This window comes from Ditibartonella apis (assembly GCF_001952075.1).
Classification (GTDB): domain Bacteria; phylum Pseudomonadota; class Alphaproteobacteria; order Rhizobiales; family Rhizobiaceae; genus Bartonella; species Bartonella apis.
In genome coordinates this window covers 338,817-358,486 of the sequence record NZ_LXYU01000004.1, presented here as the reverse complement: position 1 = coordinate 358,486, position 19,670 = coordinate 338,817, and the positions used below count along the sequence as shown (strand labels likewise).

Sequence of the window (19,670 nt, the reverse complement as noted above, 5' to 3'; positions counted from 1 at the left end):
ACTTCGAATTCAATATAAACAAGTGGGTTACTGTCAGCACTGGTTGTCGCCTTTAACCCAACGATCAATGTCCTCACCAATTGCGTTGCCGTGAGGCGTTGCCATGAGTGGACCGTAAACTGAAACTTTTGCGGGATTGCCTTCGGCTTCAACCACAAGTATCGGCTTGCCACCCGGTGTACTCTTTGGAACAATGAGCATGCGCGGCCGACCGGAATAAGACTGGAGTTCAGGTTCGAAACCATAGCGTTTGAATTCTGCTTTGTCGGATTTGAACCAGCAACGATTAGCTGCCAACGCGACACGTTCCATCGTTTTGAGTGCAGGCTCACCGCTTGCAAGTTCAATATTTCCGGGACCGGTTTTTTGAGTGCAGGCATAAAGCCCCAGGCTTAGTAATAAAACCGAACACGTTGTTATCTTTCGAATTTTCATGCTGTAATTCCTAATGCACCGGCAAAAAGTCTTTTACCATCTGTGCCGCCATGAGCGGGCTCTACTAGGTCTTCGGGGTGGGGCATCATGCCGAGGATGTTACCCTTTTCATTGACGATACCCGCAATATCATCAATCGATCCGTTCGGGTTTGTGCCTTCGGCGTAACGGAAGACGACCTGTCCATTACCTTCCAGCCGGTCTATCGTATTTTTGTCGGCATAATAGTTGCCATCCTGATGGGCAACCGGACAACGAATGATCTCGTTTTTATCGTAAGCCCTTGAGAATACCGTCTTTTCGTTGACAATTTGCAACTTTATTTCGCGGCAGACAAACCGCAACGAAGCATTCCTCATCAATACACCGGGAAGTAGTCCTGCCTCCACCAGAATCTGGAAACCGTTGCAGACGCCTATGATCTTTGTTCCCCGTTCGGCTTGTTCACATACGGCTTTCATAACCGGCATTCTTGCTGCGATTGCTCCACACCGCAAATAATCACCGTAAGAAAAACCGCCGGGGATCACGATGAGATCGACGTTCGGTATAGTCGTTTCTGTCTGCCAGATTTTAAGTGGCTCCACGCCGGTTATCAGACGCAGAGCGTCAACCATGTCACGGTCACGATTTAGCCCTGGTAACTGGATTACTGCAGTTTTCATCACGCCATCCGTTTCCGTTTATAAAAGTTCAATCTGGTAATTTTCTATAACTGTGTTGGCGAGCAATTGTTCGCACATTTCTTTGAGCTGTTTTTTTGCCTCGTCTTTATTAAGGTCATCCAATACAATATCGAAGACCTTTCCTTGTCTGACAGATTGGACACCTTTGAAATCGAGGCTATCCAATGCGCCGACAATTGCTTTACCCTGAGGATCAAGAACGCCAGCCTTGAGAGTGACGGTTACACGCGCTTCCATGATTTATTCCTGCATTTTTTGCCAAAAAGGTAAGGCGGCTTAAAAGCCGCCCGAAGAATTATTTTACAAGAACGGGACCGTTCGGCCGCGATTGCTCATTCTCATTCATGATTCCAAGACGTTTTGCAACCTCCTGATAGGCTTCAATCAAGCCGCCCATATCACGGCGAAATCTATCTTTATCCATTTTTTCTTTGGTGTTTATATCCCAAAGTCTTGACGAGTCTGGAGAAATTTCGTCTGCCAATACGATATGCATGACATCGCCTTCCCATAAACGGCCAAACTCCATTTTGAAGTCGATGAGTTCGATACCAACGCCGACAAAAAGACCGGTCAGGAAGTCGTTAATTCGTATTGATAATTGCATGATGTCTTCAAGCTCGGCAGGAGTAGCCCAGCCAAACGCTGTAATATGCTCTTCAGATACCATGGGGTCATCGAGCTTGTCTTTTTTATAATAGAACTCAATGATTGACTGGGGAAGGGGCGTTCCTTCCTCAATGCCAAGACGTTTTGATATCGAGCCGGCAGCAACATTGCGCACAACGACTTCCAGAGGCACCATATCCACAGCTTTGATGAGCTGCTCGCGCATGTTAACGCGTTTGATAAAATGGGTTGGAATTCCGATGCGTGCGAGCTGCGTAAATATATACTCGGATATACGATTATTCAAAACGCCTTTACCGTCGATGACTTCATGCTTTTTTGCATTAAAAGCGGTAGCATCATCCTTGAAAAACTGGATATATGTCCCCGGTTCCGGCCCTTCATACAAAATCTTGGCTTTACCTTCATAAATGCGGTGACGACGGTTCATGGCTTTTTCCTTAATTAAAGCTGATAAATTAGCTTGATGTTTCCCTAACGCAATTCGTGGGATTCCACAATCATTTCCACGTGATAGACACCAAAATTTCCAATTTTGATACAAGTTAATTTCACGTATACTATTGCTAACATGAATTAAATGTTGCAAGAACATGCGCGTAAGCCGGATCATGGCAAAAATTAGGAGAGATTCTCATGGACGGGATGAAAGAGCGTGCGGACGCTTTCGAACAGAAGTATATGATCGATGAGGAACTTCGTTTCAAAGCTAATGCCCTTTCGAATCGTATGATCGGCCTTTGGGCTGCCGACCGTCTGGGAAAAACCGGTGAAGCCGCTAACGAATATGCCAAAGAAGTCGTGAACGCATCGTTCCAGCGTAGTAATGAAGAAGCTGTTGTTCAAAAAATCGTCCATGACTTTCATGCATCCAATGTTGAGATTGACGAAAGCAAGTTGCGTAACAAAATGGCTCAACTTCTCAGAGAAGCTATCGAACGCGTTAAAAACAGCTAAAAAATCTATATTGAAATTCTTGCAGTCCAACCGCCCTGTCACTTTATCCGAGGCGGTTTTTTGTTAACTTAAAGCTTTGCTAGAAATTGCGAAAACACCATAAGTCCTTCTGGCCATGGACCATAGCCGGAAGCTGCATTGATGTGGCCGGCTTCACCGGCATCAATAAATAGCGAACCCCAATCTTCCGCAATCTTTTCGGCAACGGAAAACTCGCAATATTCATCATTATGACTGGCAATAACAATCGACGGAAACGGCAGACGGCTACGCGGGTAGGGGCCAAATGTCATGAGATGCTTAGGACGAATATAGGGGTTTGATACGTCAGGCGGTGCAACGAGGAACGCACCACGCACCTTTTTACCAAGAAACGGCACTGAAAGAATAAATGTTGGTACGCCGAGTGAATGGGCAACAATAACGACAGGTTTTTCGGCTGCCTCTACTTCCTTGATGAGTTCTCTTGTCCAGTCTTCCCGAACAGGTTTGGACCATTCGGCTTGTTCCACCCGATGGGCTGTCGAAAGCTTTTGTTCCCACCGCGTTTGCCAGTGATCGGGGCCCGACCCCTGATAGCCGGGGACAATGAGGATATCAACCTGATTTGCTTTCATCAATAAACCTCTTGACTGCCAGTTTTATAATCGTCCGGACAGCGACAGTTGTGACCCGATAGATCAACAGGTCGATGCAACATAAGCGTTAACAACATATAACATGTTGACCAACTTGTATGTTGATCAACATGTAGATTATCGACTTATTAGAACTGTTTTATCCGAATACACGGTGAAAGATAGTATCAACATATTTTGTGTGGTATCCGAGATCGAATTTTTCACGGATTTCTTCTTCGCTCAAAACGCGTCGGACATCCGGATCAGCCAACAGCTCGTGAAGGAAATCCTTGCCATGTTCCCAAACCTGCATCGCATTGCGTTGTACGATCCGGTAGGCATCTTCGCGACTGACACCTTTTTGCGTTAAAGCCAAAAGTACCCGTTGCGAGTTGACCAATCCATGGAACTTGTTCAGATTTTTCATCATATTTTCCGGATAGACGAGTAGCTTATCAATTACCGAAGTAAGCCGAGCCAATGCGAAATCAAGAGTGATTGTTGCATCAGGACCGATAAAACGTTCAACCGACGAATGCGAAATGTCGCGCTCGTGCCATAAAGCGACATCTTCCATAGCTGGCATAGCAAAAGACCGTATCATACGCGACAGCCCGGTAAGGTTTTCGCTTAAAACCGGATTGCGTTTATGCGGCATTGCAGAGGAACCTTTTTGCCCCGGAGAAAAATATTCTTCAGCTTCAAGAACTTCTGTTCTTTGCAAGTGGCGAATTTCAATCGACAAACGTTCGATAGACGAAGCGATGACGGCAAGAGTTGCAAAAAACATTGCATGTCTGTCGCGAGGGATGATCTGCGTCGAAATCGGTTCCGGACGCATACCCAATTGATTGGCTACATAAGCTTCAACACGCGGATCAATATTTGCAAAAGTTCCAACAGCTCCCGAAATTGCACATGTTGAAATTTCTTCCTTGGCAGCAACAAGACGGGCGCGACAGCGCGAAAATTCCGCATATGCAAACGCTAGCTTGAGTCCGAAAGTTGTTGGTTCGGCATGGATACCGTGGCTCCGGCCGATCATGACAGTGTCTTTGAATTCGAAGGCACGTTTTTTCAGGGCTGCGAGAAGTCCATCCATATCTTTGATAAGAATATCGGACGCTCTCATCAGCTGGACATTGAGAGTTGTATCCAACACATCAGAAGACGTCATACCCTGGTGAATGAAGCGGGAATCGGGACCGACAAATTCGGCAAGATGAGTGAGAAATGCGATGACATCATGCTTTGTGACGGCCTCGATTTCCTGAATTCTGGAAACATCGAATTTTGCCTTGCTCCCTTTCTCCCAGATATTTTTCGCAGCTTCCTCCGGAATCACTCCTATTTTTGCAAGCGCTGTGCAAGCATGTGCTTCAATCTCGAACCATATGCGGTATTTTGTTTCTGGTGACCAGATGTCAACCATTTCAGGACGGGAATAACGCGGTATCATGATCGAGTTCCTTCTGTTCAGTTTCTTGCTGCTTTGCGCAAGGCTTCAATGCGGGATTTATAAATTTCTTTATTGCCGTTCTTAAATATTGCAGATCCGGCAACAAACGCGTCAGCGCCGGCACGTGCAGCGCTTTGAATTGTTTCGACGGTGATTCCACCATCAACTTCCAATGTTATGGGGCGTTCACCGATCATGGCTCGTAGTTTTTTGATTTTTTCAATCATCGCTGGAATAAAGCTCTGGCCGCCGAAACCCGGATTGACTGTCATTACAAGGACGAGATCAATTTGATCCAGAAGATACTCTATCGCACTTTCAGGTGTGCCCGGATTAAGCGAAATGCCGGCTTTCTTGCCCAGTGCTTTTATAGCTTGCAAAGACCTATGGGGGTGGGGGGTCGATTCTGCATGAACCGTTATGATGTCAGCTCCCGCTTTGGCGAAGCTTTCAAGATAGCCATCAACGGGGGAAATCATCAGGTGAACATCAAAGATTGCTTCCGTAACTGGCCTGATTGCTTTCACAACATCGGGACCAAATGTTATGTTCGGTACGAAATGACCGTCCATAACATCAACATGAACCCAATCAGCGCCGGCAGCGACGACGTCGGTAATTTCCTGACCAAGACGTGAAAAGTCCGACGCGAGGATAGAAGGGGCGATTACTTGTTGAAAAGACATATCAATCTCCTTGGCTGGTGTTTCCTACCACGGAGCTCATCCGAGATAAAACCCGTTTTTCGGCAGATCCACATAAGAACCCGTTCATTATCAAAGTTATTTTAACCGAGATTGCTAGCATTTTAGGAAAAATTTGCGTACTAATGCACTGGAAATTTCAACCGAAAATTTCAAAAATTATGAACCGGCTTCTTCGAATAATGAATTATGACTGAACATTCGACACATTTAATCCCCTCGGACAAACCGATAGTCACTGTGTCATCCGTGGAATATCGCGATGCCATGAGCCATTTTGCCGGTGCAGTCCATATTGTGACGACCGACGGGGCAAGGAATAAACGTGGAGTCACGATTTCAGCCTGTTGTTCTCTATCCGATGATCCGCCAACTGTTCTTGTCTGCCTTATGCGACAACACGAGGAAAACAGGATTTTTATCGAAAACGAGAAATTCTGTGTCAACACTTTAGCTGGACATCATAAAAATTTATCCGATATTTTTGCTGGTCGCGGGGGTCTGACGCAGCCTGAACGATTTTCGCATGGCAAATGGCAAATGCTGAAAACCGGTTCACCGGTTTTATCCGATGCACTTGTTGCACTGGATTGCCAACTGGTAGGCTGGCATGTCCATGCTACACATTACGTGCTCATCGGGGAAGTTGTCGCGGTGAAAAGAAATCCCGGCGTTGACGCACTTATGTATCTTGATCGCGCTTATCGCACACTACCATTGCTGTGACCAAAGCATAAAATACGACAAGTGCACTAAACCCGATTTATTTTTTACTTTTTAGCAAAATCGCGTGGAACATCACCTGTCCTTTTCAGCTTCATTCCGACAACGGGGATTAAATCGTCCTGAATTTTGACAGAGACGGTGATGTTCATCGAGTTTTTATCTTCAAGGCGTGCCATCATTGCGCCGTTCAACTGCTTGCGGTTAAGCCCGAATACCATTCTATCGGCTCCAACCTTTCCGGAAACAACGTCCAATCCGTCACCTTTCGAACCGTCATTGAACTCGCCGGAAAAGCCCGAAGGACCTCTTGATACTGTGGCTTTCATAGGTTGTGAAAAAACGCCAACACGGCAATTGCCATCAAGAGTCATCCCGACTTGGGAAATTTCCGATGTGCCGGCAAAAGTACAGGTAAATTTCGTTCCTTTATATTTTCCGGCCACAACCTCTCCCGGGCCGGCCCAGCTTCCTTCGATAGAATGGAAGAATTCGACATCACTGTCGGCAGCCCGACTTGCTGTTACAGAAGCCGACGTGGCGATAGTCAATCCAACAAAAGCCGAAACTATTTTTTTCATAATGGCGTTACTCTGCCTTTTACTCAACACAGAAAGGAAAAGATATGAACCTGTATGAGAGGTAATCATTACGTGCCATTATGGGAAAAAATGGTTAATTCTTTATTCTTTTCCGCCTGACGAAGTTGCTTTTTTCAAATTTTCTTTGGTTCTATTCCGGTTCAATCCGATGAGGTCGCCAGTAAAATCACTAATTCCCGGACGTTTTTCACCATCGAAAGGAAAAGGTCGTAAAGCATCCATAGTCGCAATTCCGATGCGCGTTGTCATGAGGCCGTTTACAACACCTTCTCCCAGTCTTGCGGAAAGACGTGTTGCGAGACCTTGCCCGATAAATTGTTCGACGAGACCGTCACCGACAGCAAGAGTTCCTGTGACAGCCAAGTGGGAGATCACCCGTTTGATGAGCGCAAACAATCCGAACCGTCCGGGACGTGCCCCGTAAAGCGTGGCAAGCCGCCGGATGAGGCCGACCACTTCGTAAAGAACATAGCCGAGGTCAATGATGGCACGCGGACTAACAGCAGTGACAACCGACACTCGTTTTGCAGAATTGAGGATGAGCTTCCGTGCTTCCATATCGAGGGGTCTAAGGAGCTCGTATTCAGCAAGATGAATAAGCGCTTTGCCATCAATAATATCTTGACGATGTGACTGCATCGTTTTCCGGCCCTGAGTGATATATGGACTACGGGCAGTGTAACGGATCAATTCATCAACCGAATGACGGGCACGGGCGATATCATCCTTTTTCGTTGCTTCTTCGGCATCCAGCCGTATTTTGTCGACAGAAGCCAAACGCATGATCGCCCTTACTTCTCCGATGACAAAGAAAATCAGTGCAATCAACCCGATGATTGTAATTAGAAGCGCAATAAAGCCCGCAAGCTCATATTTTTCAAATAGAGTATTTATAAGATCACTCGTCCATAGTCCGAGACTTAAAATAACTAACAGAAACACCGCCAATAGAAATACTTTGCCACTTGAGAATTTCGCTTTTTGTTTATCAACCTTTTCATAATCAAGTTCGTTGAGCTCGTTCAGTGCTTCTTCAAGAAACGGATCACTTTGCTCCTCCGCAATTGAATCAAGGTCGTTGATTGCCTGAGGTTTACGATCAATCATATAAGATAATCTCCAAACAGAAATTCCATAGCACGATCAAGACGGATTTGCGGAAATGGTGAATTCATTTCCAGTTTTGGTGGCAGAAAACGAACGAATTGAAGCCGGTCGCGCAAATCTTCACTGACAAGTTCGGATAAGGATTGAGGCAAATCACCCGGAAATATGGCGGTTTCAGTTTTTCCATCAAAAACCGTATCGCCAATTTTTTCACCTTTCATTGGAGTACCGATGACAACGGGTAGGCTCTGTCCGCGCTTTTCACTTGTACCCTCTTTTGTGGAACGCAATGATGCGACAGCTAATGTATCTGTCAGGACACCATTTAGTTTCGCATTATTGAGAGCTTCATCGACAATTTGTTCGGTAATTTTTTCAAGACGTTCGTGGTCGATATGGTGAAGATAGTCGACTTTTGTCGCCGCTACCAAAATGCGATCGATCTTGTGTTTTATCAGTCTGCTAAAAAGACCGTTGCGACCCGCGCGAAAACAGACGAGAATTTCGCACAATGCATTTTGCATCTCCAGAATTGATTCTCTTCCTCCGTTGATTGCATCAAGAGAATCTACAAGAACGACCTGACGATCGAGCCTAGCGATATATTCTCTAAAGAAAGGCTTGATAACAAAAGTTTTATAGGCTTCGTATCGCTGCTCCATGACTTTCGCGATCGAATTTTCAGGAAATTCTGTTATACCTAAATCGGGCAGTGGCGAGAACGCCAAAACCGGAGCACCTTCAAAACGACCGGGGATTAAAAAACGCCCCGGAGGAAGAGCCGAAATCATATTCCCCGAGTTCTTTGCGGTTTTGAGGTAATCTTTGAAACTGTCAGACAAGGTTTCAATATCTTTTTCATTTGCTTCGCTCAAAAAATTGATACTTTGAATTGCACCAAGCCAAGCTTTTGCATGTTGTTTGTGAGCCGGAGAATTGGCTCTCTCGATCGACTGGGCACTGAAAGCGCGGTAACTCTTATCAAGAAGTGGTAAGTCAAGTAACCATTCTCCCGGATAATCGATAATATCAATATTGAGTTTTGTTTGCTTTAAACTTGAAAATGTTTGCGAACGCGGGAGAAATTGTAACTTCAACCTGAGCTGCGAGAGAGAGCGTGTCGACTGTGGCCAGCTCCTTTTATTGATCAGACAATCAATATGCTTTTCAAATTCGAAGCGAGCAATTTTACTGTCAGGTTGTTCTGCCAGTTTAGCGCTGAGCAGCCTTCCTTCACGTACTACCTCAAAGACCGGCAACCGATCGGAATGCAACAGGTTTTCAATCAACGACGTAATAAAAACCGTTTTTCCTGCACCCGAAAGCCCCGTAACGCCAAGTTTGAGAGTCGGGTTGAAAACGCTTTTTGCACGATCGTTCAATGTATCGAATGCAATGGCGGCTTCGTCTTTTAATGATGTTAATGAAGGCAATTAACGATTTTCCCGAGTTGGTTAGAACTAGCTTTTTTGATTAATTTAACGGTCATAGAATATGGTGTACAAAATTCACGTCCGCAAGGTGATGACGATATTCAAGGCTTCAGAATGCTGACGAGTTGCCCTCTTCCGGATAATTGGTCATAAAAGCCGGTTGATTGATAAACGGGTATTGAAGAAAATTCTAATAAGGCAAGATTCGCGGTGCCTAGAATTAAAGGGCGCGGTAATTCGATCTCAGTAGAATTACAAAGTTTGTTGATGGCGGTGCTTATGGATGGGTTGTGCCCAATGATAAGCAACGGAAGACTTTTTGGGAGTGCGGAAATAACTACCGAAACATAGTCTTTGCCACTGCCATGATATAATAGTTTAACAAATTCGGGTTTTATATTTGAATCGAGATGGAGCGCGCCAAGCGTTTGTCGCGTGCGTAATGCCGGAGAACATAGCACCGTTGAAGGACGGAAATTTTTCTGTATAAGTATTTCTCCGATTTCTTTTGCTTCAAGTAAGCCTTTTTCTGACAAAGGTCGATCGAAATCTTTTACCGTTTTTGCGGTAGCTACAGCCTCGCCGTGACGCATAAGCGCGATCAAATTTTGTGGTGAACTCGTCATTTGACAAATAAGAAAAAACAGTAAACGAAATTTCTGGTAAAGAAGAGTTTAACTTTCTCATATTTATACTATCATTGAATATGATATAGTATTAATGTTTTGGAAAATTTGTCAAAAAGATATTTTTTGTCTTGTGTTCGATTTTTTTGCACAATATATAGAGCCGCACATACAACATGTGGAGGCTTTGACTATGAGCGAAACACAGAACGCCGAGTATCATCCTACTGAAGATGAGCCTTTCATGAGTGAAAGGCAGAAAGTCTATTTTCGGGCGAAACTAATTGCTTGGAAGAACGACATTTTACGCGAAGCGAGAGAAACGCTCGAAAATCTACAGGAAGAGAATGCCAACCAGCCGGACTTGGCTGATCGCGCATCATCGGAAACGGATAGAGCCATTGAATTGCGTGCCCGCGACCGTCAAAGAAAACTGATTGCAAAAATTGATGCTGCGTTGGAGCGGCTTAATGATGGCACCTATGGTTATTGCGAGGAAACGGGCGAGCCGATAAGCATTAAGCGTCTTGATGCGCGTCCGATTGCTACTCTCTCGATCGAGGCGCAGGAGCGCCATGAAAAACGCGAGAAAGTTTATAAAGACGAATAAAATAAGTTTATAAACGGATCACTTGAGCCTGTGTCAAATTGCGAATTGACACAGGCTTTTTTGACAAACTTAAGCTTATCCAATTCGGCTACACGCGTGAAAACAAAATTTTGTACCGCAAAAAATCATCAAAAATTACAGTTTGGATGATATGAAATTGCGTAAAATTACGCTCGCCATGAATGGCAGTATTTTATGCTAAGCTCTTGGTGCTCTAAAGGTCATTTAGTCACGATCAAGTTGGTTCCAAAATTTCCTGCTTTTCCGGTTAAGGTGATATTTAATAGTCTCGAACACGGATAATCGTTACCAAATCTTTGTATAAAGGACAGTTGAAAAGTACGGCACACAGAATGCATGTTTAAATATTTGTAGTTGACGTTACCAAGATCGACGAAAAAAATTAACACGAGTAAATGTGGAGAGCATTGGATTTCCAAGAGCTTTTATCTTCAGCATTCATCTGTGTTAATTGGATCCATCTTCTGTCGACCTTTTCAAATTGCTTGAAAATTCTATCAGACTTATTCTCTCTGTAGTTAAAGTTGTAATTTTATTATGTACCAGTGAAGCGCGAAGTTCTGCTTAACTTCCATTTTAGATGGAACATTAAATCTGTAATCCAAAAAATTGAAAAATGCTGTCTTAAATTCACCACGTTAAAACCAATCAATAAACGATGTTAACTGGCTAAGGGGGAGTTACGGCTTTATTTTTTCATTTTTTATTGCGTTACTTAGCTCGTTTTCGAACATATGATCGAAGTCATCATCAAGATTGACAGATGTGTCAGTATTTTTTCGAGGCTCGTCGAGGGCAGGTTCACGTCGACCTTCTATTTCAGCGCTGACAGCAGAATCTTTTAACGTCGGTCTAATATCGGGTGAGATATACTGCTTTGGAGCAGGACGTAATGACATTCGGTCATCTTTCGTAGGGGAAAAATCACCGATTGAAGGTTCTTTTGGAGCCGGTAGAGGCAATTGTAAATTAGGGTTTAAAGATGCATCCGTAGAGGAATAGTTGTTGAATTCTGGCGTTGTGCGAGCGTTGTCCGGCGTTGGAGCAACGTTAAGTTCGCCAGATGAGGGATTGATTTTAACTGTTGAATAATCCGTTGTAGGGCGCCGGTCTGACGAGATAGGTCTGCTGGGTGAAATCGGGCCATTGTTAGCCGAGCGTGACGGTTTCGTTAACGTTGGTTCGCGATAGCCCGATGTCGGGCGGGTATCCCGGACTGAATCCATTTCTGCAATAGCGGGATCCTCGTTTCTAGCAGCTGGTTCGCCAATTTTTATATTGGTTTCGATGACTATATCAGTGGGACCACCAATCATCAACAGATGTTCGACATTGTCACGACGCACCAATACCAATCGGCGCGTGCGGTCAACCGCAGCTGCATCGCGCACTGACAAGCGTGGAGTGCGGGATTTTCCGCCTACGACAAATGTACCGTTATTGAATTTTCGTAAAAGCGAAATCGTGATTGCTATTGCCGCAATGACGATAATGAGTACAACAAGACTGGTAATGATATTGGCAGCCGATTGTCCGATCTGGTTTTCTAACCACGCATGCATACTTTCTCTATCTCCTATTGGAAGAGCGTAATCTTAACTATTCTATTACCTTCATGTTTGAGTTTTTAACAATCAAAAACGTCAGCATAATGGAATGGATAACTGTTTTTAACATATGAACCGGGAATTGCATTCGTTTAGTAAAGAGATGTTTATGAAAATTCTACTTCTTTCTATTAAAGCTGTCATGGATAGCCTAATCTAAAGGTAAAACGAACTTAAGAATCAATCTTGATCCAAAGAGGCATTATCAAGCTATGAAAAGGCCGGAACAATCAAACCGTATATGGGCTTTTTCGGGAAGACAAACTGTTTTGATGAGGTTTGTTGTTGCTGTAATTGTGTTGATCGCAATCATTGTCTCGATTATCAGTTTTTTTGTACCCAGTCACCAAATTGATCTTTTTGCCCAAATTGTTTTCTTATTTCTAGCCGTTGTCGGCTTTTCCGTTATGGTCGCGTTTTTGTCCGGCGTGTTCAACGGGGTTGGTAAAAACCAAGGGGAGGAGTGCAGAATCCCTGTCGATAGTCTGGATGATGCAGTACTACTTGCTGATACAGCGGGTCACATTATTACGGCCAATGCAAGTTGCAGGAAACTTTTAGGGTTCGAAAATGGAAAAACGGTTTTTGGACTCTTTTCACTTCTTCAAGACGCCGAACAAGTTATTTATCGCTTGAGCGCGAAAGCTCTCGCGGGGACAGCGGCGCGTGAGGAAACGCATGCCGCCCGATCACTATGGAAAAGCACTTCCGGCAGCAATCAAGCGTGGTACAGTCTGGCTGTTAAGCCCATAAAACTTCACGGCGAGGTCTTTTTTGTATGGAGGCTCGAAGATATCGGTTTTGCCCGTGATATGTACGAGCCGCTTTTCCGTAATCTTCAGGAAGCAATCAATCATCTGGATCAGGCGCCAGCCGGTTTTCTCTCGGTCGATCATAACGGTTCGATCATCTACCTCAATGCAACATTGTCGAATGCATTAAATATTGATTTATCCAAATTCAAAACGGGCGAATTGACATTTGATAGCCTATTCAAAACAAGCGGGCAGGCGCCAAGCTGGGTAGACATAAAGAAGCATATCGACGAGAGCGGCAATAACTACCGGTTTTCGGTGGATTGGCATAATACGCAAGATGACCGCACAACTTTTCTTATTTTGGCTGCAAAACAAGCTGGTGATGAAGAAGACGAGTCGATTTATCGTCTGGTACTGGTGCCTGCGTCTTCTCGTTCTGTTTCGGAACCGGGCTCTGACACGACGTTGGACGTTCTTCGCTATTATTTTGAAAATTCACCACTCGCAATTGCAACAATCGATCGCGAGGGAAAATTACTAGCTGCTAACAAGCCTTTTAAACTTTTAATCAATGTAAATCAGGATGATTTAAACAGAAAATCTGTCAGCGAATTCTTTACCGACGCAGGAAAACGGGACATTGATGAAATTCTCCGGAAACTATCAGCAAATAGAGCCGGTAATCTTACGACTGAAGTAAGTCCTTCAACCAATGAAAAGCGACATTTCAGACTATTTTTCTTGAAGGTATCCAAAGAAATCGACCAGCCGGAAAATGAAATGGCCATTTTGTCTGTCATTGAAACGACAGCGCAAAAAACGTTGGAAGACAAAATGGCACAAGGTCAGAAGCTTCAGGCTGTTGGCCAGCTTGCCGGAGGCATTGCACACGATTTTAATAATGTTCTTACAGCAATTATAATGTCTTGTGATCTTCTACTTGCAAGTCATCGCAGCTCCGATCCTGCACATGCCGATCTTATCAATATCAAAAATAATGCCAATCGTGCAGCATCTCTTGTTCAGCAATTATTGGCATTCTCGCGCCGCCAGACGCTACGACCGGAAGTCGTAGACCTTACCGAATTGCTTTCGGATGTCAGAAACCTTTTGATGCCGCTTTTAGGAAGCAATATCCATTTGAAATTCAATCACGGGCGAGATTTATGGGATGTCAAGGTTGATCAGGCGTCGTTCCAACGTGTGCTGATGAATCTTGTGATCAATGCACGTGATGCAATGCCCGATGGTGGCTCTATTACGATTTCCACGGCAAATGTTGCTCGCCAACAAATAGCTGATCTTTCTTTTGACGGTCTTGTCACCGGGGATTATGTCGAACTCGATGTCGAGGATACCGGAACCGGAATTCCGAAAGCTGTACAAGAAAAAATGTTCGAGCCATTTTTTACAACCAAGGAAGTCGGGAAAGGTACTGGGCTTGGTCTTTCAATGGTTTATGGGATAGTCAAGCAAACAGGCGGCTATATTTATTGCGAAAGTGAAGAGGGGAAGGGCACCAAATTCCGTATCTTTTTGCCACGTTTCATCGCCGAAGTTGCTCGGAACGATCAGAAAACAGTTGAGCCGGAAAAATTAAAAGCCGAAAAAAATGCCGATCTTTCGGGAACAGCTACAGTGTTGCTGGTGGAAGATGAAGCAGCTGTAAGAATGGGCGGCTTACGTGCTTTACAGTCAAGAGGCTATACAGTACTGGAAGCCGAAAACGGAGTTGAAGCGCTTGATATCATTGCCGAGCATAACGGTGCCGTCGATCTTGTCGTCTCTGATGTTGTTATGCCGGAAATGGATGGACCGACTTTATTGGGTGAAATGCGTAAAAAATATCCGGACATCAAATTTGTATTCGTTTCCGGATATGCAAAGGATGCTTTTGCAAAGAATTTGCCGCCGGATGCAGTGTTCGGCTTTCTATCGAAACCGTTCACATTGAAGCAGTTGGCGATGAAAGTGAAAGAAATGCTCTCCGACAAGGATGTCTCTCATTAAAGCGTGTTTTTCGATTTTAATCGAAAACATTGCGTTTAGGTGATTGAAATCCTCGCAATCTAATGCAAGATAAAAGTCGTTAAATTCGGTAAAGAGGGTGAACCATGCGTAAAATTCTGATTTCTACAGTTTCGGCCTTGGCGTTAACTGGTAGTCTCTTCATGTCGTCAGCTTATGCCGATATTATTATCGGCTTTATGGGACCGATTACCGGTCCAGTGGCGGCTTACGGCATTCAGGCTAATAACGGCGTGAAAGTTGCCGTTGACGAGTTGAATAAAAATGGCGGCATCAACGGGGAGAAGCTGGTGCTCAAAGTTTTCGATGACGGTGCCGAGCCAAAGCAGGGGGTATCTGCGGCAAATCAGTTGATAGGCGAGGGAATTCAATATGTGATAGGACCGGTTACATCGAATATATCGTTACCCGTTTCAAATATTTTGGAAGAAAATGACGTATTGATGATAACACCTTCCTCGACGACGCCCGAACTTTCAAGTCGTGGGTTATGGAATGTTTTCCGTACAATAGGACGTGATGATCAGCAGGGTGACTATGCAGCAGATTATTACGTTCAACATTTAAAAGACAAACGTATTGCGATCATTCATGATCGTGCGACCTATGGTAAAGGTCTTGCAGATGCGTTCAAAGCTGCTTTGAACAAGGGTGGCGTAACGGAAGTCCTTTATGGCAATATTACTCCGGGAGAAAAAGATTATTCGGTTATGGTGAGCCGACTAAAACAAGAAAAAGTCGATTACGTCTATTTTGGTGGCTACCATCCCGAAGCCGGCCTTTTGTTAAAGCAAATGCGTGAGCAAGGGCTTGAAGCACCGCTTATCGGTGGTGACGGATTTAATACATCCGAATTATGGTCGATTGCAGGGAATGCTGCTGAAGGGACGATGTTTACCAATTCTGTAGATGTCAAGAGCAATCCGGATGCACAAGAAACAATTAACGCATTGAAAGCCCAGAATATTCCGCCGGAAACTTTTGCAATCAATGGTTATGCAGCCATACAGGTTCTGGCCTTTGGCATTGAAAAAGCCGGTTCGTCAACTGATCCAGAAGCCGTGGCAACTGCGATCAAATCCGGCGAACCGATTAAAACAACCTTGGGTGAGATTACTTATGGCGATCGTGGTGACATAACATCAAAAGTGTTCTCGATGTATAAGTGGCATAATGGCGAGATTGTTTCTGCCGAATAAAAGTGAACGGTAAAAAACAATCTGTTGACAGTTAGAAGGCGGCCTTAAACCGCCTTTTTATGCGCCCAATCAATGATATGCGTATATTTTTGAATCCGTTATGTTGCAAGTTAGTTGCTCGCAAGTGCAGTTGACTGGAAAATCCGGTCGAGCATTTGCGCACCATCTTTTTGCATATTTGCCTGCATTTTATTTTCGGTCGCATCAAGCAGAGAAGCAACGGTATTATTACGAATGGCAACAGGATTTCTTTCATACCCGGGGCGCAAGAAGAAATTGGCCGTAGGAACCTTGTTCCGGTATTGTTGAGGCATTGTTACCATGTCGTAGCCATTGCCGTCTCCGGTGAGGTTTAGCATTTCGAGCTCTGCGCCCGAAAGTGGACGGGTGACACCTTTTCTACGTAAAAAAGTTATTGATGTTCTCAATTTGTGAATCTGCAAAAGCGGACCCACGTCTTTATCCATGGTCATAGCATGCATTCCAAGGCCTGCATCGGTCTTTGCAAGTTCGCTTTGTGCTCCCCAGTTGTGAGGTACGGTTCTTGCTTTAGCCGTCATACGGTCTACAACTGCGGCTTTTTCAAGTAGTTTAGTTTTTTCTGTTCCTGATGCTATTTGAGCTTTTTGACGCAATTCTTTGGCTATATCGCTGCCATATTCCCACATCAGGCTTACACTCGCAGTGGCAACAAGCTGGTTGTATCCGATAGCAGTCGATGCCGGTCGGGCGTTTGCTTTTCCCTTAGTCATTCCCGACTGGAGATCATGGGTTCCATCTCCACCGGTTTCAAATGCATAGATAGAGACAAGTTGTTCGCGATTGAGGCCTATTTCACGAGCAGCATTGACATAGGTGCGCATGAATTCACTTTCGTTGGATGGGCGTTCAGGTTGGAAGCCGTACACACGTTTTGAAGCTGCTACAAAATCCTCGACACCCGGTATAGAGCGACGAGAGCCGATCGAACTACCGGACGAAGGCTTAGCAGGCCCATTATAAAGTGGGGGTTGTGTCAAAACGTAATCTGTCAGTTCCACAGTTTGCCCACGCGCGCGTTTTTCATTACGTAATTTACGCTTTGCGCTGATCTGTTCCCAATAAACGGATGCCTGTTTGTTGTAGGCGCTGTAAGCTGTTCGCCAAGCGTCGTAGTCGCTATTACCAGCCGTTTTTAAAGGGCTTGCCGGCCTGATACTGGAGGTTGTCTCACTTGATGGCTTTGATGAAGACCATTGCAGGGATTGCAGTGAATCCGACATGCATCCGCCTATAAATGCACAGCAGCTGATTAAAAAAATGGTCTTTATTTTTAACACAATAGCTCGATCCTATGAAAAGCTCCATCAGCTATTATGTGGTTAATTGGTTGACAAGTTGTAAAGAGGTAAAGCACACTTGACGGAAGTGACGTGCTCTCTTCAATCTTGCTAACCACCCAATCAGGACATCCGAATTCAGCCGGTTTTCTCGTTTGGCGATGATCGTGCGTTTAAAAATCGGTATGGTATAATTGACTTATAGAATTGGAAAGATATCAGGCTGCAACTATTTGTCGTTGCAACTATTATTGATTATTTTCCGAGGGCTTTTATCTTTCGGGATAGAAATGACACTCGATTTTTTCTGATCAGTTTCCAATCTGTCTTGTTGGAAATTCGGGAAGACCTTAAACTATTATATTTCAATATGAAATGATTTGCTGATCAGCATTTACGCCCTTATGCGGTTTTTCGATGAACGCACGGAGTGTTGCAGGATAAAGCTTGTGTTCGACTTTGAGAACCCGTGCAGCAAGACGGTCGGCTGTGTCATTTTCCAATACAGGAACAGCGGCCTGCCCCAATATAGTTCCCTCATCCATCCCTTCGGTTACCAGATGAACAGTGCAACCGGTTATTTTTACGCCGGCATCAAGAGCACGTTGATGGGTATGTAATCCTCTAAAAAGAGGAAGAAGGGCAGGATGAATGTTGAGTATTCGTCCCTCATAAGGAGCAATGATGCGTTGGGAAATTAACCGCATAAAGCCCGCAAGGCAAACAATGTCCGGTTGGCAAGCATTGATCCGATCAAGAAGTGCGGTCTCGAAGGTTTGCTTATCGGTAAAATTTTTGCGCTCGATAATGTAGGTAGACAGGCCCAATATGCGGGCCTTTTCAATACCTTTTGCATCTTTATTGTCGCTTATGACTGCAACGACTTCTGCCGGAAAGTCAGTTGCTCTTGTTGCTTCAACGAGCGACACCATATTTGTACCGCTGCCCGAGATGAGAATGACTACTTTTTTTTTCATAAGTCTAGATGTCCCTTATAGATTACGCCTTTATCTGTCCGGGATGCGATCGACCCGAGTTTCGTAACCTTTTCGCCTTGTTGTTCAAGTGCGGTAGAAATATCGGCAGCGTTTTTTGCCTCGACGACGACAACCATTCCGATACCGCAATTATAAGTGCGCAACATTTCATGCTCGGCAATATTGCCTTGTTCTGCAAGCCATGAAAATACTGGCGGTACGTGGATGGAAGAAAGGTTCAACTCAGCGGCAAGAGTTTTGGGCAAAACCCGCGGGATATTTTCCGGAAAACCGCCACCTGTGATATGTGCAAGAGCCTTGATACCGCGATATTTTTTTAAAACTGCAAGAAGTGAGCGGACGTAAATTCTCGTTGGCGTTAAGAGAGCTTCGCCAAGCGAGACCTTTTTATCAAATGGTGCCGGAGACTTGAGATCAAGGCCGCTTTTTTCAACGATCCGCCGGACAAGCGAAAATCCGTTTGAATGAAGTCCTGTGGACGCGAGACCCAATATGATGTCGCCTTCATTTATATTATCGGATGGAAGAAGCGTTCCACGTTCAGCTGCGCCAACAGCAAAGCCGGCCAAATCATAATCGCCGTTTTTATACATACCGGGCATTTCGGCTGTTTCGCCACCTATCAGTGCTGCACCGGCTTGCCTGCATCCTTCGGCAATACCCGAGACAATGGCTGCTCCTTCGTCGGGCTGTAGTTTTCCGGTCGCAAAATAATCGAGGAAGAAAAGTGGTTCGGCACCTTGAACGACGAGATCATTGACGCACATAGCAACAAGATCAATCCCGACAGTATCATGTATGCCGGCATCAATGCCGATTTTCAATTTCGTTCCGACACCATCGTTGGCAGCAACCAGCACAGGATCTTTGAAACCTGCGGCCTTGAGGTCAAACAAACCGCCAAAACCTCCGAGTTCGGTATCCGAACCGGTGCGCTGCGTCGTCTTGACAATCGGCTTGATTTTTTCGACCATCAGATTTCCAGCATCAATATTAACACCTGCATCTGCATAAGTCAGGTTGTTTTGAAGGTGGTGTGTGTCGCCCATCGGATTTGTCCTTAATTACGCTCTTGAACACGTGTGACCAATGCCACGTTCATGCGTGCCCCGCAAGTTTTATCAGGCGTTTAAAAAAGATATAAACGA

The 19,670-nt window shown here is 44.7% G+C and carries 19 protein-coding genes and 1 pseudogene; 5 read left to right on the top strand and 15 right to left on the bottom strand.

Annotated features, from left to right (window positions below; translation table 11 throughout):
• Window positions 1-33: 33 nt before the first annotated feature.
• The 4 genes from PEB0122_RS10685 to purC are packed head-to-tail and all read right to left on the bottom strand — an operon-like array spanning window position 34 to window position 2,181.
• Window positions 34-435, bottom strand: coding sequence for a hypothetical protein (locus tag PEB0122_RS10685; protein WP_075870591.1), 402 nt, complete (start codon window positions 433-435; stop codon window positions 34-36).
• The gene (gene purQ / locus PEB0122_RS10680) at window positions 432-1,100 is read right to left on the bottom strand and encodes a phosphoribosylformylglycinamidine synthase subunit PurQ (RefSeq protein ID WP_075917150.1); all 669 of its coding nucleotides are present in this window, start codon (window positions 1,098-1,100) and stop codon (window positions 432-434) included. The genes PEB0122_RS10685 and purQ overlap by 4 nt, the downstream gene beginning before the upstream one ends.
• Before the next feature lie 18 nt (window positions 1,101-1,118).
• Window positions 1,119-1,358 (bottom strand): phosphoribosylformylglycinamidine synthase subunit PurS, encoded by a 240-nt coding sequence (gene purS / locus PEB0122_RS10675; protein ID WP_075917149.1) that lies wholly within the window; start codon window positions 1,356-1,358, stop codon window positions 1,119-1,121.
• 58 nt (window positions 1,359-1,416) lie between these two features.
• The gene (gene purC / locus PEB0122_RS10670) at window positions 1,417-2,181 is read right to left on the bottom strand and encodes a phosphoribosylaminoimidazolesuccinocarboxamide synthase (RefSeq protein ID WP_075870594.1); all 765 of its coding nucleotides are present in this window, start codon (window positions 2,179-2,181) and stop codon (window positions 1,417-1,419) included.
• 206 nt (window positions 2,182-2,387) lie between these two features.
• Here purC and PEB0122_RS10665 point away from each other — a divergent pair, with 206 nt between their 5' ends.
• Window positions 2,388-2,708, top strand: a complete 321-nt coding sequence (locus PEB0122_RS10665; protein ID WP_075870595.1) for a DUF1476 domain-containing protein — start codon at window positions 2,388-2,390, stop codon at window positions 2,706-2,708.
• A 68-nt stretch (window positions 2,709-2,776) separates the two neighbouring features.
• On the opposite strand, the gene PEB0122_RS10660 is transcribed toward PEB0122_RS10665, so the two are convergent.
• The 3 genes from PEB0122_RS10660 to rpe form a co-directional block, all read right to left on the bottom strand.
• Window positions 2,777-3,325 (bottom strand): RBBP9/YdeN family alpha/beta hydrolase, encoded by a 549-nt coding sequence (locus PEB0122_RS10660; protein WP_075917148.1) that lies wholly within the window; start codon window positions 3,323-3,325, stop codon window positions 2,777-2,779.
• 160 nt (window positions 3,326-3,485) lie between these two features.
• Complete coding sequence (gene purB / locus PEB0122_RS10655; protein WP_075870597.1) at window positions 3,486-4,787, bottom strand: adenylosuccinate lyase; 1,302 nt, start codon at window positions 4,785-4,787, stop codon at window positions 3,486-3,488.
• Between the two features lie 17 nt (window positions 4,788-4,804).
• The gene (gene rpe / locus PEB0122_RS10650) at window positions 4,805-5,473 is read right to left on the bottom strand and encodes a ribulose-phosphate 3-epimerase (RefSeq protein WP_075917147.1); all 669 of its coding nucleotides are present in this window, start codon (window positions 5,471-5,473) and stop codon (window positions 4,805-4,807) included.
• Window positions 5,474-5,680: 207 nt separating this feature from the next.
• Here rpe and PEB0122_RS10645 point away from each other — a divergent pair, with 207 nt between their 5' ends.
• On the top strand, window positions 5,681-6,217 hold the full coding sequence (locus PEB0122_RS10645; protein WP_075917146.1) for a flavin reductase: 537 nt from the start codon (window positions 5,681-5,683) through the stop codon (window positions 6,215-6,217).
• A gap of 44 nt (window positions 6,218-6,261) precedes the next feature.
• Here PEB0122_RS10645 and PEB0122_RS10640 read toward each other — a convergent pair whose 3' ends face one another.
• The 4 genes from PEB0122_RS10640 to PEB0122_RS10625 all read right to left on the bottom strand — a co-directional run bounded on the left by PEB0122_RS10640 (window position 6,262) and on the right by PEB0122_RS10625 (window position 9,982).
• Window positions 6,262-6,795, bottom strand: a complete 534-nt coding sequence (locus PEB0122_RS10640) for a hypothetical protein (RefSeq protein WP_075917145.1) — start codon at window positions 6,793-6,795, stop codon at window positions 6,262-6,264.
• Window positions 6,796-6,897: 102 nt separating this feature from the next.
• Window positions 6,898-7,923, bottom strand: coding sequence for a YcjF family protein (locus tag PEB0122_RS10635; protein ID WP_075914499.1), 1,026 nt, complete (start codon window positions 7,921-7,923; stop codon window positions 6,898-6,900).
• Window positions 7,920-9,356 (bottom strand): YcjX family GTP-binding protein, encoded by a 1,437-nt coding sequence (locus PEB0122_RS10630; protein ID WP_075917144.1) that lies wholly within the window; start codon window positions 9,354-9,356, stop codon window positions 7,920-7,922. The genes PEB0122_RS10635 and PEB0122_RS10630 overlap by 4 nt, the downstream gene beginning before the upstream one ends.
• Window positions 9,357-9,457: 101 nt before the next feature.
• On the bottom strand, window positions 9,458-9,982 hold the full coding sequence (locus tag PEB0122_RS10625; protein ID WP_075917143.1) for a SixA phosphatase family protein: 525 nt from the start codon (window positions 9,980-9,982) through the stop codon (window positions 9,458-9,460).
• Between the two features lie 193 nt (window positions 9,983-10,175).
• Between PEB0122_RS10625 and dksA the strand changes: the two genes are divergently transcribed.
• Entirely contained in the window at window positions 10,176-10,592 is a 417-nt protein-coding gene (gene dksA, locus PEB0122_RS10620) for an RNA polymerase-binding protein DksA (RefSeq protein ID WP_075870874.1), read from the top strand.
• A 1,295-nt stretch (window positions 10,593-11,887) separates the two neighbouring features.
• Here dksA and PEB0122_RS12030 read toward each other — a convergent pair.
• A pseudogene (locus PEB0122_RS12030) lies at window positions 11,888-12,058 on the bottom strand (flagellar biosynthetic protein FliO); the annotation flags it as partial.
• A gap of 374 nt (window positions 12,059-12,432) precedes the next feature.
• Here PEB0122_RS12030 and PEB0122_RS10610 point away from each other — a divergent pair.
• Together PEB0122_RS10610 and PEB0122_RS10605 are read left to right on the top strand one after the other, a co-directional pair.
• Complete coding sequence (locus tag PEB0122_RS10610) at window positions 12,433-14,988, top strand: ATP-binding protein (protein WP_075917141.1); 2,556 nt, start codon at window positions 12,433-12,435, stop codon at window positions 14,986-14,988.
• A 113-nt stretch (window positions 14,989-15,101) separates the two neighbouring features.
• Window positions 15,102-16,205, top strand: a complete 1,104-nt coding sequence (locus tag PEB0122_RS10605) for a branched-chain amino acid ABC transporter substrate-binding protein (protein ID WP_075870875.1) — start codon at window positions 15,102-15,104, stop codon at window positions 16,203-16,205.
• A gap of 110 nt (window positions 16,206-16,315) precedes the next feature.
• On the opposite strand, the gene PEB0122_RS10600 is transcribed toward PEB0122_RS10605, so the two are convergent.
• The 3 genes from PEB0122_RS10600 to purM all read right to left on the bottom strand — a co-directional run bounded on the left by PEB0122_RS10600 (window position 16,316) and on the right by purM (window position 19,571).
• A complete protein-coding gene (locus PEB0122_RS10600; protein ID WP_225867845.1) occupies window positions 16,316-17,467 on the bottom strand; it encodes a hypothetical protein in 1,152 nt (383 codons plus the stop codon).
• 422 nt (window positions 17,468-17,889) lie between these two features.
• Window positions 17,890-18,501 carry a phosphoribosylglycinamide formyltransferase gene (gene purN / locus PEB0122_RS10595; protein ID WP_075870607.1) on the bottom strand — a complete coding sequence of 204 codons (612 nt, stop codon included), beginning with the start codon at window positions 18,499-18,501 and terminating at the stop codon, window positions 17,890-17,892.
• Complete coding sequence (purM, locus tag PEB0122_RS10590) at window positions 18,498-19,571, bottom strand: phosphoribosylformylglycinamidine cyclo-ligase (protein ID WP_075870608.1); 1,074 nt, start codon at window positions 19,569-19,571, stop codon at window positions 18,498-18,500. Before purM ends, purN begins: the two co-directional genes overlap by 4 nt.
• Window positions 19,572-19,670: the final 99 nt, after the last annotated feature.